Origin of the sequence: Pseudomonas sp. 3JA (genome assembly GCF_036961705.1) — a bacterium.
GTDB lineage: Bacteria > Pseudomonadota > Gammaproteobacteria > Pseudomonadales > Pseudomonadaceae > Aquipseudomonas > Aquipseudomonas fluorescens_Q.
Genome location: NZ_JBAMDJ010000040.1, coordinates 20,031 through 40,432 on the forward strand (window position 1 = coordinate 20,031; position 20,402 = coordinate 40,432).

A 20,402-nucleotide genomic window follows, 5' to 3' on the forward strand; every position below is an offset into this window, starting at 1 on the left:
TTTCCTACACTCACTTCACAGCCTCCTGCTGTTTGACAGGCTCGGTTCGCTGTTCCCTCGTATTGGCAGTCTGAACCCCTCAGCCGGTCCACCCTGACTGTATGTGCAGTCGGTGTGAGCCGGGCCGACTACGCCAAGCGAAACACCCTGACCAGATGATGTTGCTTTTACGCACAGGCCTGGTGGCGCTGTTGCTGGGCTCATTGAGTGTGGTGTCACCAGTGGACGCGGCCCCCGAGGCGCTGCGGGTGCTCGGGCGCTCCAATGTGAGCGATTATTCGGTGTCCCTGGACGACGCCGACTGGACCTGGCTGCGCCAAAAGGGCACGTTGCAGTTGGGCGCCTCGGCGCCGGACTACGCGCCGTTCAGCATCACCGGCAATGGTCGTGACTATGAAGGCCTGACCGCCGATTATGCGCAATTGCTCGGGCAACTCCTTCACATCAAGGTGCAGGTCCAGCGCTACCCATCCCGTGCCGAATCGCTCCAGGCCCTGCGCGGCGGTGAGATCGATATGCTCGGCACCGCCAACGGCTTCGAAGCCAGCGACCCGGACCTGGCGATGTCCCAGGCCTATGCCGATGACCTGCCCACCCTCGTGGCGCGCATCAACGACAGCCAGGACTTGCCCAGCGACCTGGCGGGCAAGCGCGTGGCGATGCTGTATCACTACTTGCCGCCGCAGACGGTCGAGGCGTTTTACCCCGAAGCCTCCTTGCAGCTGTTCCCCTCGACCTTGAGCGCCATCGGTGCCGTGGCGTTTGGTCAGGCCGATGTTTATCTGGGGGACTCGATCAGTTCCAACTACCTGATCAGCAAGAATTACCTGAACAATATTCAACTGGCCGATTTTTCGCGCATGGAAGTGCAGCCGTTCGCCTTCGCGGTCAGCCGCGACAACGTGCGCCTGTTGCGCATCATCAATGCCGCGCTGCAAGCCATCCCCGCCAGCGAACAGATGAGCATCCTGAGGCGCTGGAGTGCTGGCGGCGCGAGCATGCCGGGTCAGCAGGCGCTGCACTTCAGCGTCAAGGAGCAGCGCTGGCTGGATGCCCACCCACGGATCAAAGTCGCTGCCAACGAAAATTTCTTGCCGCTGACGTTCTTCGATGAACAAGGCCATTTGCACGGCATCGGCGCCGATGTGCTGGCGAGGATCAGTTTGCGCACCGGTTTGAAATTCGATGTGCAGCGTGGCGACTCGGTTGATGATTTGATCGGGCAGATCAAGAGCGGCAAGGTCGACGTCCTGGCGACCGCCATACCCAGCACCGAACTCGAAGACGAGTTGCGCTTTACCCGACCGTACCTGACGAATCCGTTCGTGCTGGTGGTGCCCGCGCGGGCCAAGGGGCCGCTAACCCTGGACCAGATGGCCGGCAAGCGCCTGGCGCTGGTGCGTGGCAACGTGTTGCGCGAGTTCCTGCTGGAGCAGTTCCCCCGCGTGCAGTTGGTGACGGCACAAAACACCGCCGATGCCATGGCCATGGTCGCCGCCGGCAGGGCGGACGCTGCGGTCAATCCGCTGATCAGCGCCCGCTACATGATCTCCCGACAGTACCGCGACACGCTGCAGGTCACCAGTACCGTCGGCACCTTGCCCGCGCGCGTTGCGTTGGCGACGAACCGGGGCGCATTGGAGCTTTACTCGATTCTCGACAAGGCGCTGTTGAGCATTTCTCCCGAAGAGATGGACGAGCTGACCAACCGCTGGCGCAGTGAGGTGGTGATCGACGACAGTTACTGGCTGCGCAACCGCACCACGATTCTCCAGGGGTTCACCGTCGCTGCGCTGCTATTGCTGGTGACCTTGGGCTGGGTCATTTACTTGCGGCGCCTGCTGGAGCAATTGCGCGTCGCCAAGGAAAGTGCTGACGACGCCAACCGGGCCAAGACCACCTTCGTGGCGACCATGAGCCATGAGATTCGCACACCGATGAACGCGGTGATCGGCCTGCTGGAACTGGCCCTGAAAAAAGCCGATCAAGGCATCGTGGACCGGGTCGCCATCGAGGTCGCATCGGGGGCCGCCCATGGCATGCTGGACTTGATCGGCGACATCCTCGACATCGCCCGCATCGAGTCGGGCAAGCTGTCGCTGGCGCCGCAACGGGCCAATCTGCACGAATTGACCGAGTCGGTGGCGCGGATTTTCGAGGGCCTGGCCCGGCAGAAACACCTGCGCCTGCAACGGGTGCTGGACACCGGGGTCAACCATGACGTGTTGATCGACCCGTTGCGCTTCAAGCAGATCGTCTCGAACCTGTTGAGCAACGCCATCAAGTTCACCGACCAAGGCGAGGTGCGCCTGAGTGTGCGCGGCGAGCCGGACATTGAACACAGGCGCCTGGGCATTTGCCTGCGAGTCGAGGACACCGGCTGCGGGATTTCGCCTGAGGACCAGCGCCGCCTCTTCAGCCCCTTTACCCAGGCCAGCCACACGACCCAGTCGGCCCGCAGCGGTTCCGGGCTGGGGCTGGTCATCAGCCGCACCTTGTGCGAAATGATGGGCGGCACCCTGACGTTGCGCAGCGTGGCGGGGGCGGGCACGCAGGTCGAGATCCTGCTGGACCTGCCCCTGCTCGACGCCTTGCCGACCTCGCCGCCTGTCGAGGCTGAGGCGCTGGTGCCGGGCCGGGCGCTGAGTATCCTGGTGGTCGATGACTACCCGGCCAATCGCTTGCTGCTGTCCCAGCAACTGGGCTACCTGGGCCATCGTGTCCAGGAGGCGCAGAACGGTGTCGAAGGCCTGAACGCCTGGCGCAGCGAGCACTTCGATGTGGTCATCACCGATTGCAACATGCCCTTGATGAGCGGTTATGAACTCGCGCGGGCCATTCGCGACGAAGAGCATGCGCAAAACCTGTCGCCCGGGTTGATCCTGGGGTTCACGGCCAACGCCCAGCCTGAGGAAAAGGACCGCTGCGCCGAGGCCGGGATGGACGATTGCCTGTTCAAACCCATCAGCCTTCGGGCGCTCAATGCGTGCCTGGTTTCGGTCACGCCGGACGTGGGGGCGCCTCAGCCCGACGATGGCATCGACTTGACCAGCCTGGAACAACTGACCGGTGGCGACACGACCGCCATCAGGGCACTGCTGGAGGAACTGGTCAGCAGCAATGCCGACGATCAGGCGCGACTGTTGCACTTGTCCAGCCGACAAGACTTGCCGGGCCTGGCGGACCTGGCGCACCGGATCAAGGGTGGGGCGCGGATCGTCCAGGCGCAACGGCTGATCGCCGCCTGCGAGGCGCTGGAAAGCGCTTGTCGGGGCGGCGATACGTTGCTGCTCGCCCAAGCCGTGGAAGATATTCGCCAAGCCATCGAGCACGTGGCGGAGCAACTGAGGACCTAACAAGGGCTTCGTCTGGCTTCATTTTGGGAATAATCCTACATCGTCTTTCAAGCGCTTCCTCTAGCCTGACGGCCTTTAATGTTCTGAGCCGGTTTCTACCTGGCGCGTTGCTATTGGAAAGCTTGCCATGCCGAACAAAGCACTCCGTATCCTGATTGCCGACCCACACCATGCTCATCGAATCGTGCTGGAGCGCCTGTTCAATCAACAGGGCTATTTCCGGATTGTCCCCGTGAGCCATGTGCAAGAGTTGCTGACACTGGTGGAGTACGGCAGCGAGCCCTTCGACCTGATCGTCGTCAATGCCGGGCTGACCAGCGGGGCGTTGGACTTGCACGATTTTGTTATCTATAACCCACAGGTTCGTCACGGGATGATTTACAACGCGCAACCGGCCAGCCTGTCGCCGGTGCCGGTCGCGCGCCGATCGAGCATGCACCTGAGCCAGGCGCCACTGCCTGACCTTGTCTCCCTGCGGCGCCTGATGGAGCAGGTCGACCCTCAAGCCCGTGAGTCGCTGCAACCATGGACGCGCGCCCTCAGGCAGGGCCATGGACGCTGAGAAAGACCGCTGGTCTGCACTGTCGGATCTGACAGGTGGCTGGGCCTGGCGTTTGTGCAAGAGTCCGGTGCAGTCATGGCGCCGGTGCCGTTTGTAATGACCTGGGGAATTGCCTTGAAAGACGTGTTGATCGTGGATGACCACCCTGTCATACGAGGGGCACTGCGGCTTATTTGCCAGAATGAGGCGTTCACCCACATCCGAGACGCCAGCGGCGTGGCCGATGCCAGGGCCCTCATCAAGGAGTGCGTGCCAGACCTGGTGATCCTCGACCTGGTGATGAACGGTTTCGATGGCCTGGACCTGCTGGTCTGGATCATGGCCCAATTCCCTGAGTGCAGTGTGCTGGTGTTCACTTCCCAGGATGCGCAGCACTTCTGCAACCGCTGCATCTCGGCCGGGGCCCGGGGTTTTGTGACCAAGAAAAGCGACCTCAAGGAACTGACCAAGGCCATCCAGGCCTTGAAGTCCGGTTATGCCTATTTTCCGCAGATGTCCGTCAGGCTGGATTTTCAGCAGCGCAGCGAACAGCAGGCGCTGGAAAGCCTCTCCACCCGCGAGCTGTCCATCCTGCGCATGCTGGCCATGGGCATGCGCGGCAAGGACATCGCCGAAAGCCTGTTCCTGAGTCCAAAAACCGTCAGCACCTACAAGACTCGGCTGCTGGAAAAGCTTGGCCTGCAATCCTTGGTGGGGCTGTCGGAGTTCGCTAAGCGCAATCACCTTTGAATGACACCAGGCTTTTCAGTCGTTCTCTAAATAGAACGCTAAAGCCGATTTTTGCAGTCTAGTGCTGCAAAGGTGTCGGTTCTAAGCTGTGTCCATTGAATCGCAGTACCTGATTTTGGAGACACAGCATGAAAAACATCATTGGCCTCTACACCAGCCCACGGCCCCATTGGGTTGGCGATGGCTTCCAGGTTCGCACGCTGTTTTCCTACGACAACCTGGGCAAGCACGTCAGCCCGTTCTTGCTGCTTGACCACGCCGCCCCGACTGAATTCACGCCGACCAGCGAGCGTCGTGGCGTCGGCCAGCACCCGCATCGCGGTTTCGAAACCGTGACCATCGTCTACCAGGGCGAACTGGAGCACCGAGACTCCACCGGCAGCGGCGGCAAGATCGGTCCCGGCGACGTGCAATGGATGACCGCCGCGTCCGGCATCATCCACGAAGAGTTCCACTCCGAAGCCTTCGCCCGGCAGGGCGGGTTCATGGAGATGGTCCAGTTGTGGGTCAACCTGCCTGCCAAGGACAAGATGGCCCCGGCCGGCTACCAGACACTGCTCAAAGGCGACATTCCGAACATTGCGCTGAAGGACGATGCCGGCAGCCTGCGGTTGATCGCCGGGCGCTTCGAGGGGCATCAAGGGCCCGCGAAGACTTTCACCCCCATCGACGTCTGGGACATTCGCTTGAAGGCCGGTAAAGACCTGGTCCTTGACCTGCATGAAGACCACAACACCGCCCTGGTGGTGCTGCATGGCTCGGTCCAGGTCAATGGCCGCGAACGGGTCGAGGCCGGCCAGCTCGCGCTGTTCGACCGGGCTGGCGACCAATTGAGCCTGCAAGCCAATAACGATGCCGTTGTGCTGCTGCTCAGTGGCGAGCCGATCGACGAACCCATCGTTGGCCATGGCCCGTTCGTGATGAACAGCGAGCAGGAAATCCACCAGGCCTTCAACGATTTCCATTCCGGACGCTTCGGCCAGATGGACGATTGAACGCGAAAACAACAGCCATGCCGCTCCCACAATGGGGATCTGCATGGGGATCTGTGGGGATCTCTACAGGGCGTTCATTCTGTGCCAATCTTCGCCAATCGCTTTCCTGGAGCTGTCCCGATGCTGTCTCTGATCTCCGAGCACCCCCTGCTCTGTGCCCTGGCGCTGCTTGTGCTCGACATCCTGATATGGCGGCTGGTGAGTGCGGATCGGACCTACTGGAAAATCGGCGCGCGGCTGGTGATTTTTTCCTTGTTCAGCATGTTGCTGTTCAACGAGGGCCTCAACCCCATGGAGCCGGCGCAGTGGGTCGACGACGTGCCACGGCACCTGGCGGCCACCGGGTTGCAGATCGCCTGGTGGCTGCTCGCCGCGCGAACCCTGACGGTGATGATGGGCGCGGTGATGATGCAGCGGGTCGGTCACACCGGGCGCTTGTTGCAGGATTTGCTCGGCGCGGTGATTTTCCTGATCGCCGTCATCGCAGCGCTGGCCTATGTGCTGGACCTCCCAGTCAAGGGCGTGCTGGCAACGTCCGGCGCGATGGCGATCATTGTCGGCCTGGCCTTGCAGAGCACCCTCAGCGACGTGTTTTCCGGGATCGTGCTCAACACCACCAAGCCTTATCAGCTCGATGACTGGATTTCCATCGACGGCACCGAAGGCCGGGTCACTGACATCGACTGGCGGGCCACGCGGTTGCAGACCGCCCAGGGCAGCATGGCGGTGATCCCCAACTCACTCGCGGCCAAGGCCAAGGTCATCAACTTCAGCCGACCCAGCGATGTCCATGGGTTGTCCATCAGCGTCCAGGTCAGCCCCCACGCGCGGCCACAAACCGTGATCGACGCGCTGGAGCGAGCGATGATCGGCTGTCGGACCTTGCTCGCCAACCCGGCACCCTGCGTGACGCTCAAAAGCAGCAGCAGTGATGGGGCGGAATACGAGATCAGCGGGTTCGTCGCCTCCAGGGCCCAGAAGCGCGAGGTGCGCAACCAGCTGTTCGACCTGGCGTTCCGGCATTTGCAGGCCTCGGGCGTGAGCCTGTTGTCCAACAGTGAAAGCGCCACCGCCAAGGATGCGTCGCGGCCTCGGGCGTTGCTGGAAAGCTCGAACATCTTCTCCACCTTGCGCCAGGACGAGAAAGATACCTTCAGCCAGAACATGACCCTGCAGACCTTCCGCGCCGGCGACATGATTTTGCCGGCGGGGGAGGTCAGCGATCATTTGTTCATCATTGAATCCGGTGTGGTCAGCGTGACCCTTGTGCGCAACGGCCAGCCATTCGAGGCCGGGCGCATGGGGCCGGGAGAGGTGATCGGCGAAGCCGGGATCGTTTCCGAACAGGCCGCGCTGGCGAGCTTTTCGGCCAAGACCTTCTGCACCCTTTATCGCATCGAGAACAGCTACCTCAAGCCTTGCCTCGACGCCCGTCACGACATCAACGACGCCATGAAAAACCTGCTGGACGTACGCATCCACCTCGCCCAGAACCTCACCCGCGAGCTGCCCAAGCCCGTCGCCAAGAAGCGCTTCCTGCAGTGGCTGCGCAGCCGGGCCTGAACCTGCCCCGAAAACACCCCCTGTGGCGAGGGAGCTTGCTCCCGCTGGGTGGCGCAGCCGCCCCAAAATGGCCTACACCGTTCCCCAGGCAGACCGCGTCAGTCGGGTGACGACTGCTTCGCAGCCGAGCGGGAGCAAGCTCCCTCGCCACAACAGCCCGTAGGGTTGGACTCCCTTGAAAAGGCCAATACCCGGTCACGTCTTGCGGCGCCATTGGCCACCCGAACTTCCCAACAATTGGCTATTTGTACCGCGCCACTGCACGGCTAACGTAGCGCTACACCTCATTGTTCTGGAGCTCATTATGCAACCGCGTATCGATTTCTACACCGCTTCCCCCGACGCCTTCAAAGCCATGCTGGCCCTGGAAAATGCCGTCTCGAAACTGGGCCTGGAAAAATCCCTGCTGGAGCTGGTCAAGCTGCGTTCCTCGCAAATCAACGGCTGCGCCTTCTGCATCGACATGCACACCGCCGATGCTCGTAAGGACGGCGAGACCGAACGTCGCCTCTACGCCGTGACCGCCTGGCGCGAAGCACCGTTCTTCACCGGCCGCGAGCGCGCCGCTCTGGCCTGGACCGAAGCCCTGACCCGCCTGAGCGACACCCACGCGCCGGACGCCGACTATGCCCTGCTGAGCGAGCATTTCAGCCCCAAGGAAATGGTCGACCTGACCCTGGCGATCAACGCCATCAATGGCTGGAACCGTTTGGCGGTGGGCTTTCGCAAGATGCCTGAGGCGTAGTCAGAAAAAGCTACCCGGGGCGCCTGTGGGAGCAAAGCTTGCTCGCGATAGCGGTGCAACAGTCCATACACATCGACTGACACACCGTCATCGCGAGCAAGCTTTGCTCCCACATAGATTTAATCCTCATCTTTAAAGCTTCGGACGACAGGCACCGTAATAGGTTTGCTTCATATGAATAGTAACCATTACTATTCACACCCCGTTTCCACAGCGCGCCGCGATGACCCCCAAGCTGCCCCGCAGTCCCGGCTTTTTCGAGCATTACGAAGAGTTGATCGGCACCTGGACCCGTCGCCTGCGCAATCGCCAGCAGGCCGAGGACCTGGCCCATGACACCTTCGTGCGGGTGCTTGAGTCCGATTCGAGCGGGGTCGAGCAGCCACGGGCCTATTTGCATCAGACGGCGCGCAACATTGCAGTGGATGGCTATCGGCGCGAAGATCGACGGGGGGCCATGGAGGAGGCGGCCGTCGACCATAGCCAGTCGCTGTCGGGCGACCCGGAGCACTACATGCACGCGATCCAGCTGGCAGACTCCATCGAGCGAGCGCTTGCCGAGCTGCCGGCCAACTGCCGTACGGTGTTTGTCTGGCAGAAGATCGAAGGCCTGACCCAGGCGGAAATCGCCGAGCGTTTGGGCCTGTCCAAAAACATGGTGGAAAAATATATGATCCGCACCCTGCGGCATCTGCGCGATTGCCTGGACGGGCCTGGCCAATGATCCGTCGTCCTCTTCCACCTGAGCCACAGGACCTTCCATGATGGATAGCCGTGAATGCCCGTGCGGGCAGGACAGGGTTCGCGACGCGGCGGCGCAATGGTTCGTGCGCCTGCAAGCGCCCGCCATGAGTGTCGAGGAGCGCCAGCGTTTCGAAGCCTGGCTGGACGAACATGCCAACCACCGTGACGAAATTCAATTGCTCCAGGGTATCTGGAGCGCCACGGACCTGCTGCCCAAGGAACGCCTGCGAGCGCTGTGCGAACCTCCCGCCAAACGTCCCAAGCGTCGGCCACTGCTGCGCTATGCCGTCGCCGCCGGACTGTTCGCGGTGGCGCTGGGGTTGGGGCTGTTCAGCGGTTTGAGTTCTTCCACCGACTACAGCGGCGAATACACCACCGTCCTCGGCGAGCGTCGGCATATCGCCTTGCCGGACGGTTCGATGATCGACCTCAACAGCCGCAGCCGGGTGCGTATTCAATTTGCACATCATCAACGTCGGGTGGAACTGGTCGAAGGCGAGGCCATGTTCACGGTCGAGCATGATGCCGGCCGACCCTTCACCGTCGATGCGGGCAACGGCCAGGTGACGGTGACCGGGACGCGCTTCGATGTGCGCCGCGATGCCGACAAGACCCGGGTGGCGGTGGCGCAGGGCAGCGTCAAGGTCCAGGGACGCGCCGCGCCCCCGGCTCAGTTGGCCATACTGACAGCGGGTCTCGGCACCCAGATCGATGCCCAGGGCAAAGTCGCCACACCTTACGCGGTCAACGCCGAGGCGCTCACCGCCTGGCGCAACGGCAAACTGGTGTTCAACAACGCGCCGCTCAAGGAAGTGGCCGAAGAGGTTTCCCGTTATCGCACTCGCCCCCTGCGGGTCGGCAGCGCGGCGGTGGGCGACCTGCGCCTGACCAGCGTGTTCCGCGCCGACGATCCTGAGGCACTGCTCAAGGCGCTGCCGAGCATTCTGCCGGTGGCTGTGCGCAACCTGGATGACGGCAGCCAGGAAATAATTGCGCGATAAATTCAGGTTTTTTTCGAGTTCTTCGTCTTCTTGTCCAACTGCAACTGGTTTGCATTAACAGACGCGTATTCTTGCGATCAACAGGACAAGGTTCGACGTGAAAACAACCGCCAAAAACAACAACCGTACCCACGTACGCTGGCTGCCCCTGGCCCTGGCCCTGGCGGTCAGCGCCGCTGTGCCCCAGGCGTATGCCGATCAGGCTACCACCGCCATTCACATCCAGGCGCAGCCGTTGGGGCAAGCCTTGAGCCAGCTCGGCCAGCAAACCGCGTTGCAGGTGTTCTTCAGCCCCGAACTGGTGGCCGGTAAACAAGCGCCGGCCGTGGACGGCACCCTGTCCCCGGAAGCGGCCTTGCACCAACTGCTGCAAGGCAGTGGCCTGCAATACCAGATTGATGACGGTTCGGCGACCGTATTGCCGGCGCCTTCGGCCTCCAGCGCCGGCCCGCTGGAGCTCGGCGCTACTGAAATCCAGGTGGTCGGTGACTGGCTCGGCGATGCCAACGCCGAGGTGGTGCAGAACCACCCCGGCGCGCGGACGGTGATCCGCCGCGAAGCGATGGTGGAGCAGGGCGCGATGAACGTCGGCGACGTGCTGCGGCGCGTGCCGGGCGTGCAGGTGCAAGATGCCAACGGCACGGGTGGCAGCGACATTTCCCTGAACGTCGGCGTGCGCGGCCTGACTTCGCGCTTGTCGCCACGCTCCACGGTGTTGATCGACGGCGTGCCTGCAGCGTTCGCGCCCTACGGCCAGCCGCAACTGTCCATGGCGCCGATTTCCTCGGGCAACCTGGACAGTATCGACGTGGTGCGCGGCGCCGGTTCCGTGCGCTACGGGCCACAGAACGTCGGCGGGGTGATCAACTTCGTGACCCGGGCGATCCCGGAAAACGCCACTGGTGAAATCGGCAGCACCCTGGAAACCTCCCAGCGCGGCGGCTGGAAGCACATCGACACGGCGTTCCTCGGCGGCACGGCGGACAATGGCCTGGGCGTGGCGCTGTTGTATTCCGGCGTCAACGGCAACGGTTATCGCCGGAGCAACAACGACAATGACATCGACGACGTCATCCTCAAGACCCATTGGGCACCCACCGAGGTGGACGATTTCTCGCTGAACTTCCATTACTACGACGCCAAGGCCGACATGCCCGGTGGCCTGACCCAGAAGCAATACGACGCCGATCCGTACCAGTCCGACCGCGATTGGGACAACTTCAGTGGCCGGCGCAAGGACGTGTCGTTCAAATGGTTGCGCCAGATCGACGACCGCACCCAGGCCGAAGTGCTGACCTATTACTCCGACAGCTACCGTGGCAGCACCATCGCTTCCCGGGACCAGCGCAACCTGGTGTCTTACCCGCGCACCTATTACACCTTCGGCATCGAGCCCCGGATGTCCCATGTGTTCGACCTGGGCCCCACCACCCAAGAGGCCAGCGTGGGTTATCGCTACCTCAAGGAAGGCATGCACGAAGAGGCCAGTCGCCTGGCGTTGCGTGATAACGAACCAGTGGTGCGTCCGGGGGCCGACGGTCACGTCTACCAGGACCGTACCGGTGGCACTGAAGCCCACGCGGTGTATATCGATGACAAGATCGATGTCGGCAAGTGGACCATCACCCCGGGCATCCGCTTCGAAAGCATCAGTACCGAATGGCATGACCGCCCGGTGCTCGACACCGCCGGTCGCCCGGTGCAGGAAAAACGCCGCAGCATCGACAGCAACGAACCGCTGCCGGCCCTGAGCGTGATGTATCACCTGTCCGATGCCTGGAAGCTGTTCGCCAACTACGAGACCTCGTTCGGCAGCCTGCAGTATTTCCAGCTCGGCCAGGGTGGTGACGGCAACAACACCGCCAATGGCCTGAGCCCGGAAAAGGCCAAGACCTACGAGATCGGCACGCGCTACAACGATGACGTGTGGGGCGGGGAAGTGACGCTGTTCTACATCGACTTCGACGATGAGTTGCAATACATCAGCAATGACGTGGGCTGGACCAACATGGGCGCGACCAAGCACCAGGGGCTGGAGGCTTCGGTGCATTACGACATGGCCGCGCTCGACCCACGTCTCGAAGGCCTCACCGCCAATGCCGGTTTTACCTACACCCGTGCGACTTACGAAGGCCAGATCCCGAGCTTCAAGGGGCGTGACCTGCCGTTCTATTCCCGGCAGGTGGCCAACGTGGGCCTGCGCTACGACGTCAATCGCTGGACCTACAACCTCGACGCCTTTGCCCAGTCCAAGCAACGCTCACCGGGCAACAGCGTGAACGCCGATGGCAGCTTCAGTGACGACTACATCACCGATGGCAGCGCCGATGGGCAGTTTGGCGACATGCCGGGCTACGTGCTCTGGAACGTGCGCGCCGGTTATGACTTTGGCGCGCAGCTGTCGAACCTGAAAGTCGGCGCCGGGGTGAAGAACCTGTTCGACCATCAGTACTACACCCGCTCCAGCGACAACAACTCGGGCATGTACGTGGGCGCACCGCGTACGTTCTTTGTGCAGGCGAGTGTGGGGTTTTGATCGAGGACCAGGCCCTGTAGCTTGGAACACAATGCTAGGGGCTGAAATACAATCCAGTGGCGAGGGAGCTTGCTCCCGCTGGGTGGCGCAGCCGCCCCAAAATGGCCTGACGCCGTTTTCCAGGCAGACCGCATCGGCTGGTTTACGACTGCTGCGCAGCCGAGCGGGAGCAAGCTCCCTCGCCACAGAGAGCGGTGTGAGGCCTCAGACTTTCAACACTTTCCCGCTAATCGCCACCGCCACCAGCGACAGCGCAATCAACCCAAACGCAAAGCTCAAGCTGCTGCCATGGGCGACGAAACCAATCAGCGCCGGGCCGGCAAGGATGCCGGCATAGCCGATGGTGGTGATGGCCGGAACAGCGATGGCCTCTGGCATCAAGGTCTGTTTGCCGACGGCGGTGTACAGCACCGGCACGATGTTCGAACACCCGGCGCCCACCAACCCATAGCCCAGTAGCGCGGCTTGCCACATCGGTGCGAGGGTCGCCAACAGGAACCCGGCTGCCGCGATCGATCCGCCATAGATGATCACGCGTTTGGCTCCGAGGCGATGTACCACTGAATCGCCAGTCAGCCGGCCGACGGTCATGGTCAGCGCGAAGGCGGCATAACCCAGCCCGGCATAGGCGGTATCCACCGCGCGTTCGGTGGTCAGGAATACGGCGCTCCAGTCCAGCACCGCGCCTTCGGCCAGGAATACGATGAAACACAGGATGCCGATAAACAGCACCACGCCGTGGGGAATGGCGAACGCCGGTCCCGAGCTTTCACTGCCGTAGGGCAGCAGGTGCGGCGCAGCCTTGAACAACGCTACCAGCAGCACGCCATTGACCACCAGCGTCGCCCCCAGCGGCGAAAGCCCCAGGCCAAGCAGGGCACTGACACCCGCCGCGCCAATGATTCCGCCGAGACTGAACATGCCGTGGAAACCCGACATCATGGTCTTGCCACTGGCCCGTTCGACGATCACCGCTTGCAGGTTCACGGTCGAGTCCACGGTGCCGAGCCCGGCGCCAAACAGGAACAATGCGGCCACCAGCCAGGGCAGGGAGGTCATCGTCGCCAGCAACGGCAACGCCAGGCAGATCAGAAGCGTGCCGCCGCTGAGCACCCGCCGGCAGCCGAACCGCGTCGCCAGCGCACCGGAAATCGGCATCGCCAGGATCGACCCGACCCCCAGGCACAACAGCAGCAACCCGAGGGTGCCTTCATCCAGGTTCGCCCGCACCTTGGCGTAAGGCACCAGCGGCGCCCAGGCGGCGATGCCGATGCCGGCGATGAGATAGGCGATGCGGGTGGACATCTGTTCCAGGCGTCCGGGGATAAAGGTGGGCGGGGGCGTAATGGCAGTCATGAAACGTCCTTGGCTTACGTGCGATGCGGTGGTGCAGGCAGGAGCCTATGCTTGCATATCCACTGACCGCACCGCGACCCCTAGGTGCCGACGCGAATATCCGGTTGCCAGCAAGCTTTGCTCCCTGGCCTTTGCCGACATAAAGTAGCGGTCCTTGCTGGCTGATACCGGACAGATCCATGACGAAGTTTTATGACGCGCGCGGCAATATCTATGGCGTCATTTCCCCTCGGCAGGTTCGAGACTACGGCATCGCTCTGCCTCAGTCGGCTGCCCAGGCCGCGCAGACACGCGAGTCTTGGGCAACGGCTGCCGTGCACGCGTTCTGCGCCTGGGCGCCGGGCGAAGCTCCGCCGGATGCCAAGGCTCATCGCAGTGACGGTTTGCTGATCGGCCCGTTCCAGAACGAACCGCCCTTTGATCTGTTGATCGTCAATACCGACGGCACCCTGGCCGAGCGCAGTGGCAACGGCTTGACGATTTTCTCCCAGGCCTTGCAAGAGCAAGGCTTGATGGTGGGGCCTGGTGATTGCTTGCTGCAGGTCCATCACGATAAACCCGACGGTTTGTCACCGCTGCAAACCTCGGTTCGCGCTGCTGAATTCGAAGGCGCCCAAGGCTTCTGGCTGGACCTGGGCAAACCGCTGTTCGGGCCCGGCGCCGTCGGTGCCCAGGACGTCGAGCGTGTGATGTTCAACCAGTGCGATGTCAGCCGTGTGGCGGCGCTTGAACGGTTGAACCCGGCGTGGGGCAACAGCCAGTTCGTGAACATTGGCAACCCGCATTGCGTGACGCTGGTGGACAGTGCCGAGGCGCTGCCGAGTAATCCGCAGATGCGTGCGCCGGCGCTGTGCCAGAGCCTGACCCGCATCGCCTATGCTCCGCCGGGTGGGGCTGGATTGCCGTGCCCTATGGGGGTGAACCTGCAATGGGCCTGGCTCGAAGCCGAAGGGCGAATCGCCGCCCGGGTGTTCGAGCGGGGCGAAGGTCCCACCGCATCCTCGGGCACCAGCGCCAGCGCCGTGGCCTGCGCGGCGTGGCGGGCAGGGTGGGTGAAGGCAGGGCCGGTGAGTGTGATGATGCCAGGGGGGACTGCGCCGATTTTGCTGGAAGAAGAGGCGGGTGAGTTGGCGCGGGTCAGGTTGTTTGGGACGGCGCGGTCTGTGCCCTAGAGCTTTCTGAAGGTTTGTGGCGTGGTCGATGCCGCTATCGCGAGCAAGCTCGCTCTCACAATGGATCTGTGTCGGATACAACATTTCTATCCACTGAAGATCCCCTGTAGGAGCGAGCTTGCTCGCGATAGCGGCGAATCAGTCACATCCATATCAACGGATAGACCGTCATCGCGAGCACGCCCGCTCCCGCAGGGAAATCAGCCTGGCTGCTGCGCAAACTCCACCACCGGCATCTGCCGCTTCATCAGCACCTCACCGTTGCGAATCGAATAGAGCGGCAAGCCCTGGCTGCGGATCACTTCGTAGTCACTGTCCGCCGACAGGATCAGCAGGTTAGCCGGACGCCCGGGTTCCAGGCCGTAGCGCTCGCCCAGGGCCATGGCCTTGGCGCTGTTGTCGGTGACCAGGTCGAGGGCGCTTTGCAGGTTGCGGTAGCCGAGCATGTGGCAGATGTGCAGGCCGGCTTCGAGGACTCGCAAGATATTGCCGTTGCCCAGCGGGTACCACGGGTCGACGATGGAGTCCTGGCCGAAGCACACATTCATCCCGGCCTCAAGCAGTTCATTGACCCGGGTGACACCGCGGCGTTTGGGGAAATTATCGAAGCGCCCTTGCAGGTGAATGCTTTCGGTCGGGCACGAGACAAAGCTGATGCCCGAATGCCCGAGCAGGCGGAACAGCTTGGCGCAGTAGGCGTTGTCGTAGGAGCCCATGGCCGTGGTGTGGCTGGCGGTGACACGCGCGCCCATGTCGCGGCTGCGGGCTTCTTCAGCGAGCACTTCGAGGAAACGTGAGTGCGGGTCATCGGTTTCGTCGCAATGCACATCCACCAGGCAGCCGGTGCGCTCGGCCAGGTCCATGAGGAATTTCACCGAGCTGACGCCCTGGTCGCGGGTGTACTCGAAGTGGGGAATGCCGCCCACCACGTCGGCGCCCATGCGGATCGCTTCTTCCATGAGCTCGCGGCCGTTGCGATAGGACTCGATGCCTTCCTGGGGAAACGCGACGATCTGCATGTCGATCAGGTGACGGCTTTCCTCGCGCACTTGCAGCAGGGCCTTGAGTGCCGTGAGCTCGGGGTCGGTCACGTCGACGTGGGTACGCACATGCTGGATGCCATGGGCGGCGAGGGCCTGGATGGTTTTCTTGGCGCGGGTCTTGGTGTCTTCCTCGGTGATGGTGGCCTTGCGTTCGCCCCAGCACTCGATGCCTTCGAACAGCGTGCCGCTCATGTTCCAGCGCGGTTCACCGGCGGTGAGCGTGGCGTCCAGGTGGATGTGTGGTTCGACGAAGGGCGGGACCACCAGGTTGCCGCCGGCATCGAGGTCTTCCGGGCCGAGGCTGGGTGCCTCGGTCTGGCGGGCGATGTTGGCGATCAAGCCGTTTTCCAGGTGCAGTTCATGCAAGCCTTCACGGTTACGCAGACGGGCGTTGATGATGTGCATCAGGCGAATCCTTTAGAGGTTTTGTAGGGACGCATCAGCGGTGCGAGTACCCATTACGCTGATCAATAGCACATACGTTAGCGCGCCTGCAGCGATTCCTACCAGCGGCGCGACCCAGGGTGAATTGAACGCCGCGACGGTGCCAACCCCATAGGCCAACAGCCCGGGCCAGTTGAACGCCGGCAGTTGCGCCTCGGCCAGGCGCGGATAACGACCACGCCAGCGGAAGAAGAAATCGGCCATGATGACCCCGCCGATGGGGGGGATGACGGTGCCCAGCAGGATCAGGTAGGGCACCAGCAGATCGTACATGCCCAGCAGCGCCAGCAACGTGCCGATCACCGCGCCGCCGAGGGTTACGGTCTTGCGCCGACGGGTGCGCAGCAGGTTGCAACCGGCCACGGCGAAGTTGTAGATGGTGTTGTCCTGAGTGCTCCAGATGTTGAGCAGCAACATCGCCATCGCCGCCATGGCGAAGCCCTGCAGCAGCAACACTTCGACCACGTCCGGTTGTTGATAGACGATGGCTCCGTAGGCGCCGATCAGCACCATCAGGCCGTTACCCAGGAAGAAGCCGATCAGGCTCGCCAGCACCGCGACCTTCGCCGAGCGGGAGAACCGCGTCCAATTGGTGGCCTGGGTCGCGCCGCTGACGAAGGTGCCGAACACCAACGTGATGGCGGTGGACCAGTCGAGGCTGCCCGTCGGCACCACCGCCAACAAACCTTCGAAGCCGCCGACCTTCACCGTCGCGACCCACATCGACAGCATCAGCAGCAACATCATGGCCGGCACGGCAATGTAGGAGAGGATTTCCAAGCCGCGATAACCAATGTAGGCCGTGGCGCAGAACCCCAGGCCGAACAGCACCATCAACCCGAGCACGGTGCTCTCGCTCAACTCGAAATACTTGCCCAGCACCACCGCGGCAGTCGCCGTGCCCCAGGCGTACCAGCCGATCTGGGTGAACCCCAGGATCAAGTCACTGAGCTTGCTGCCTACCTCGCCGAAACAGAAACGCCCCATCAACACCGAATTGAGCCCGCTCTTGAAGGCGATATAGCCCAGGCCGGCGGCGTAGAGGCCCAGCAGCAGATTGCCGATGACGATGACCGTGAGCATTTCGGCAAAACCGAACGCTACCCCCAGCTTGCCGCCGGCAAACATGGTGGCGGTGAAAAAGGTGAAACCCAGCAGCACCATGGCCGTGGAGGCCAGGCCCTTGCGAGCGTGCATCGGGACTTCGCTCAAGGGATAGTCATTGCCCGGATCGTTCTGAGTCATGTGGCGGTCCTTGCGGATGAGAGATATCGCAAACGTGCAGCGCCCGTGCCAAGCGAGTGATCGCGAGGTTATTTATAGACAATCCTGGGGATTGGGTGGGCGCAGGGACCAAAAGCGGTGCAAGAGTGATTCAAGTTGGAACACGGATCTCACTCGCAGGAAATCCCCTGTGGGAGCGGGCTTGCTCGGTCCCACAAGGGGATGCGGTTTCTTCAGGGACCAAGATGCAATGGCAGGAACCGCAACACCGCCGCGACGATGGCCTCCGGCGCGTCTTCCTGGACCAGGTGCCCGGCATTTGGAATGGGATGAAATTGTGCCCCTGGGATCATCCGTTGCAGGGCCCGGCCGCGCTCGATGGGAATCCACTGATCATCCTCGCCCCACAGGATCTGGGTCGGGCAGCGCACGTTCGGATACAGCCCCTCGGCTTCACGGGTGTAGCGTTCGTCCATCTGCGCGATCTGCCGGTAGAACGCCGCCTGGCCCGGCTCGCCAAGCCACGGCTGCACGTAGGGCGCCAGTTCCGCGTCCGGGATGTCCCGTTTGATCGCGCCACGGACATAGGTCGGCACGATGGCCCGCTGAATGTAGTCGGGCAGGCCGCTGAAGGCCGCTTCATGCTGGCGGACATGCTGCACAAAGGGCGAACCCCAGGGTGACAGCGCCACGGGGTCGATCAGGGTCAGGCTGCGGTAATCCTTGCCGTTTAGCAGGTGCGTGCGTAGGGCCGTGGCACCGCCAAAGTCATGGGCCACCACGTCCGGGCAATCCAGGCGCCAATGCTCCAGCAATTGTGCGAACAACAGGTTTTGCACGCCGAGGGACACGTCGGCATCGGGTTGCGCGGATTGGCCATACCCCAGCAGGTCGAAGTAATGCACCCGGTGGGTGGCGAAGAACAGCGGGGCGATCCGGTGCCACACGTAGGAAGAGAAAGGAGTGCCGTGGACAAACACCAACGGCGGGCCATCGCCGTGGATGGCGTAGCGGATGCAGTGCCCGTTGAAGTCGTATGTTTGATCCAGCGTCCAGTGGGTCATGATCGATACTCCCCAGAAAATGGCTCAGGGGCTAGAGCATAGGCCAATGCCATTGAGCTGGGGAGACACCCTTGTGGCGAGGGAGCTTGCTCCCGCTGGGGCGCGAAGCGGTCCTCAAGCCTGAGATTGCGGTGTATCAGGTTGAGTCGAGTCGCTGCTTTTGGGGCTGCTGCGCAGCCCAGCGGGAGCAAGCTCCCTCGCCACAGGAAACTCCCTTGCCACAAGGAGAGGGTTATTCGCCGTGGTAGATGCAACCGCTGGTGCAGGTCTCATGGATGCGGATGGCGCTGAGTTCCGGCAGCAATGGCTTCAATTCATTCCAGATCCACTTGGCCAGGACTTCGCTGGTGGGGTTTTCCAGGCCAGGAATGTCGTTGAGGTAGTTGTGGTCCAGGCGCTCGTAGAGCGGCTTGAAGATCGCCTTGATTTCCGAGAAGTCGCGAATCCAGCCCGTGTGTGGATCGATGTCGCCGCTCAGGTGGATCGCCACTTTGAACGAGTGGCCGTGAAGGCGGCCGCACTTGTGGCCGTCCGGCACGTGGGGCAGGCGGTGGGCGGATTCGAAGGTAAACTCTTTGAAAATTTCCACAGGTTCGGGCTCTTTAGATATCGGTGCGCAAGGCAGGCGGCGCAGTTTATCAGTTTGATAACGGCGGTGCGCGACCGTGCTGACTAAAGGGTCAGCAAACGCTCGCCCAAGCCACCGTTGGCCGTCAGCTCCAGGAACTCGTCACCGAGCCGGCGGCTCTCGTCCATCGCCGTGCGCCAGTACTTGCGGCGGCTCGGGTCATCGCCCATGAAGCGCTTGAAGTCGTTGCGGTCCGGCAGTTTGCCGTAGGGCAGGCGCGCCAGGTATTCACGGGACGGTGCCAGCAGCAGCACGTCTTGCAGGCGGTCGACGTTGCCCCGGCGCCACGGCAGGCCCTTGTCGAACCAGCCGGGGATGACCCGGTCGGTGAAATGCGGGTAGAGCACGATGTCCTCGCCGCTGTAGGGCAGGTCGAGGTGGTAGTCCAGCAGACCGCCGTCGCGGTAGGTACCGGCACCGGCGCCCGGCAGGTCGCGCACGCCTTCCATCACCATCGGGATCGAGCCCGAGGCCAGCAGGGCCTGGCGCAGGTTGCCGGCCGCCAGCGGAACGAAACGTGACGGAAAGTCATTCAACGGATGCAGGGGCGGGGCCAGGCGCGGGTCATGGATGATCAGCCGTTCGAAATGCCGCGACAGCCGCGCCCGACCTCGCAGGTTGTCGGCGATCACCGACGACAAGCCCAGGCCCAGTCGGCCGCGATGATCCTGGGCCAGCAGGCCGTGGCTCTTGACCACCATGATGTTGAGCCGGTATCGCGGGTTATCGAGGATCGACGCATCGCGGCCGTCGAGCAAATCATCGAGCATGCGTTGCGAGCTTTGGCTGACCCCGGCCATGGTCACGCCTTTGGCAAAGCTTTGTTCGTTGTACAAGGTGCCCAGGCGCCGGATGCCCTCGGCGGCATCCGGCAGGCAGGCGCTGGCGAAGCGCCAGGCACCCACCGAGGCCCCGATCAGCGAGCGCTCCCGGGGCGCGGCAGGCAGCCATTCGTCGAACAGCGCCAAGTCCAGCCCCTGGATGCCCAGGGCCTTGGGACCACCGGCAGCGCCCGGCAGGATGCCGACGTCGGCGGCGTTCAAGCCGGCCTGGCGAATCCGCGCGAACGCACGGGGGCCGGCCTTGAGGGTGAGGGCGGGAAACTTGATGTGGATGGCGGTCATACCGGTCTCGAATGCGGGTAAGCGGCTGATTATAACGACACAAAACCTTGTTATTGATGTGGGTCCCATGATGGCCATTCAGTTTCAGTTAAGTTCACCTCGATACAGTCCCCCCG

Annotated in this window: 16 protein-coding genes; 10 read left to right on the forward strand and 6 right to left on the reverse strand. The window is 62.7% G+C overall.

Annotated features, from left to right (window positions below; all coding sequences use genetic code 11):
• Positions 1–155: 155 nt before the first annotated feature.
• The 9 genes from V7773_RS24765 to V7773_RS24805 all read left to right on the forward strand — a co-directional run bounded on the left by V7773_RS24765 (position 156) and on the right by V7773_RS24805 (position 12,231).
• A complete protein-coding gene (locus tag V7773_RS24765) occupies positions 156–3,356 on the forward strand; it encodes a transporter substrate-binding domain-containing protein (RefSeq protein WP_336075728.1) in 3,201 nt (1,066 codons plus the stop codon).
• 127 nt (positions 3,357–3,483) lie between these two features.
• Complete coding sequence (locus tag V7773_RS24770) at positions 3,484–3,918, forward strand: response regulator (protein ID WP_336075729.1); 435 nt, start codon at positions 3,484–3,486, stop codon at positions 3,916–3,918.
• Positions 3,919–4,032: 114 nt separating this feature from the next.
• Positions 4,033–4,647 (forward strand): response regulator transcription factor, encoded by a 615-nt coding sequence (locus V7773_RS24775; RefSeq protein WP_063325033.1) that lies wholly within the window; start codon positions 4,033–4,035, stop codon positions 4,645–4,647.
• Positions 4,648–4,775: 128 nt separating this feature from the next.
• The gene (locus V7773_RS24780; protein WP_336075732.1) at positions 4,776–5,642 is read left to right on the forward strand and encodes a pirin family protein; all 867 of its coding nucleotides are present in this window, start codon (positions 4,776–4,778) and stop codon (positions 5,640–5,642) included.
• Positions 5,643–5,762: 120 nt separating this feature from the next.
• A complete protein-coding gene (locus V7773_RS24785) occupies positions 5,763–7,205 on the forward strand; it encodes a mechanosensitive ion channel family protein (protein WP_092149218.1) in 1,443 nt (480 codons plus the stop codon).
• A 304-nt stretch (positions 7,206–7,509) separates the two neighbouring features.
• Positions 7,510–7,950, forward strand: a complete 441-nt coding sequence (locus V7773_RS24790; RefSeq protein ID WP_336075733.1) for a carboxymuconolactone decarboxylase family protein — start codon at positions 7,510–7,512, stop codon at positions 7,948–7,950.
• A 223-nt stretch (positions 7,951–8,173) separates the two neighbouring features.
• Positions 8,174–8,674 carry a sigma-70 family RNA polymerase sigma factor gene (locus V7773_RS24795; protein ID WP_092149230.1) on the forward strand — a complete coding sequence of 167 codons (501 nt, stop codon included), beginning with the start codon at positions 8,174–8,176 and terminating at the stop codon, positions 8,672–8,674.
• A 37-nt stretch (positions 8,675–8,711) separates the two neighbouring features.
• Positions 8,712–9,695 carry a FecR family protein gene (locus V7773_RS24800; RefSeq protein ID WP_336075734.1) on the forward strand — a complete coding sequence of 328 codons (984 nt, stop codon included), beginning with the start codon at positions 8,712–8,714 and terminating at the stop codon, positions 9,693–9,695.
• 97 nt (positions 9,696–9,792) lie between these two features.
• The gene (locus tag V7773_RS24805; protein WP_336075735.1) at positions 9,793–12,231 is read left to right on the forward strand and encodes a TonB-dependent siderophore receptor; all 2,439 of its coding nucleotides are present in this window, start codon (positions 9,793–9,795) and stop codon (positions 12,229–12,231) included.
• A 204-nt stretch (positions 12,232–12,435) separates the two neighbouring features.
• On the opposite strand, the gene V7773_RS24810 is transcribed toward V7773_RS24805, so the two are convergent.
• On the reverse strand, positions 12,436–13,587 hold the full coding sequence (locus V7773_RS24810; protein WP_336075736.1) for an MFS transporter: 1,152 nt from the start codon (positions 13,585–13,587) through the stop codon (positions 12,436–12,438).
• A gap of 179 nt (positions 13,588–13,766) precedes the next feature.
• Between V7773_RS24810 and V7773_RS24815 the strand changes: the two genes are divergently transcribed.
• Entirely contained in the window at positions 13,767–14,759 is a 993-nt protein-coding gene (locus tag V7773_RS24815) for a diaminopimelate epimerase (RefSeq protein WP_336075739.1), read from the forward strand.
• Between the two features lie 200 nt (positions 14,760–14,959).
• On the opposite strand, the gene codA is transcribed toward V7773_RS24815, so the two are convergent.
• The 5 genes from codA to V7773_RS24840 form a co-directional block, all read right to left on the reverse strand.
• Complete coding sequence (codA, locus tag V7773_RS24820; RefSeq protein ID WP_336075741.1) at positions 14,960–16,207, reverse strand: cytosine deaminase; 1,248 nt, start codon at positions 16,205–16,207, stop codon at positions 14,960–14,962.
• A gap of 12 nt (positions 16,208–16,219) precedes the next feature.
• Entirely contained in the window at positions 16,220–17,491 is a 1,272-nt protein-coding gene (codB, locus tag V7773_RS24825; protein ID WP_072345861.1) for a cytosine permease, read from the reverse strand.
• Between the two features lie 212 nt (positions 17,492–17,703).
• Positions 17,704–18,534 carry an alpha/beta fold hydrolase gene (locus tag V7773_RS24830; protein ID WP_092347654.1) on the reverse strand — a complete coding sequence of 277 codons (831 nt, stop codon included), beginning with the start codon at positions 18,532–18,534 and terminating at the stop codon, positions 17,704–17,706.
• A gap of 232 nt (positions 18,535–18,766) precedes the next feature.
• Positions 18,767–19,123 carry a 6-carboxytetrahydropterin synthase QueD gene (gene queD, locus V7773_RS24835; protein WP_003203918.1) on the reverse strand — a complete coding sequence of 119 codons (357 nt, stop codon included), beginning with the start codon at positions 19,121–19,123 and terminating at the stop codon, positions 18,767–18,769.
• Positions 19,124–19,206: 83 nt separating this feature from the next.
• The gene (locus tag V7773_RS24840) at positions 19,207–20,286 is read right to left on the reverse strand and encodes a hypothetical protein (RefSeq protein ID WP_092149248.1); all 1,080 of its coding nucleotides are present in this window, start codon (positions 20,284–20,286) and stop codon (positions 19,207–19,209) included.
• Between the last annotated feature and the right edge of the window lie 116 nt (positions 20,287–20,402).

Bases quoted from the DNA above. Each gene is read 5' to 3' on its own strand.
- V7773_RS24790 (WP_336075733.1), top strand. From the start codon at position 7,510: ATGCAACCGCGTATCGATTTCTACACCGCTTCCCCCGACGCCTTCAAA.
- V7773_RS24840 (WP_092149248.1), bottom strand. From the start codon at position 20,286: ATGACCGCCATCCACATCAAGTTTCCCGCCCTCACCCTCAAGGCCGGC.
- V7773_RS24770 (WP_336075729.1), top strand. From the start codon at position 3,484: ATGCCGAACAAAGCACTCCGTATCCTGATTGCCGACCCACACCATGCT.
- V7773_RS24765 (WP_336075728.1), top strand. From the start codon at position 156: ATGATGTTGCTTTTACGCACAGGCCTGGTGGCGCTGTTGCTGGGCTCA.
- codB (WP_072345861.1), bottom strand. From the start codon at position 17,491: ATGACTCAGAACGATCCGGGCAATGACTATCCCTTGAGCGAAGTCCCG.
- codA (WP_336075741.1), bottom strand. From the start codon at position 16,207: ATGCACATCATCAACGCCCGTCTGCGTAACCGTGAAGGCTTGCATGAA.
- V7773_RS24785 (WP_092149218.1), top strand. From the start codon at position 5,763: ATGCTGTCTCTGATCTCCGAGCACCCCCTGCTCTGTGCCCTGGCGCTG.
- V7773_RS24810 (WP_336075736.1), bottom strand. From the start codon at position 13,587: ATGACTGCCATTACGCCCCCGCCCACCTTTATCCCCGGACGCCTGGAA.
- V7773_RS24780 (WP_336075732.1), top strand. From the start codon at position 4,776: ATGAAAAACATCATTGGCCTCTACACCAGCCCACGGCCCCATTGGGTT.
- V7773_RS24800 (WP_336075734.1), top strand. From the start codon at position 8,712: ATGATGGATAGCCGTGAATGCCCGTGCGGGCAGGACAGGGTTCGCGAC.
- V7773_RS24795 (WP_092149230.1), top strand. From the start codon at position 8,174: ATGACCCCCAAGCTGCCCCGCAGTCCCGGCTTTTTCGAGCATTACGAA.
- V7773_RS24830 (WP_092347654.1), bottom strand. From the start codon at position 18,534: ATGACCCACTGGACGCTGGATCAAACATACGACTTCAACGGGCACTGC.
- V7773_RS24815 (WP_336075739.1), top strand. From the start codon at position 13,767: ATGACGAAGTTTTATGACGCGCGCGGCAATATCTATGGCGTCATTTCC.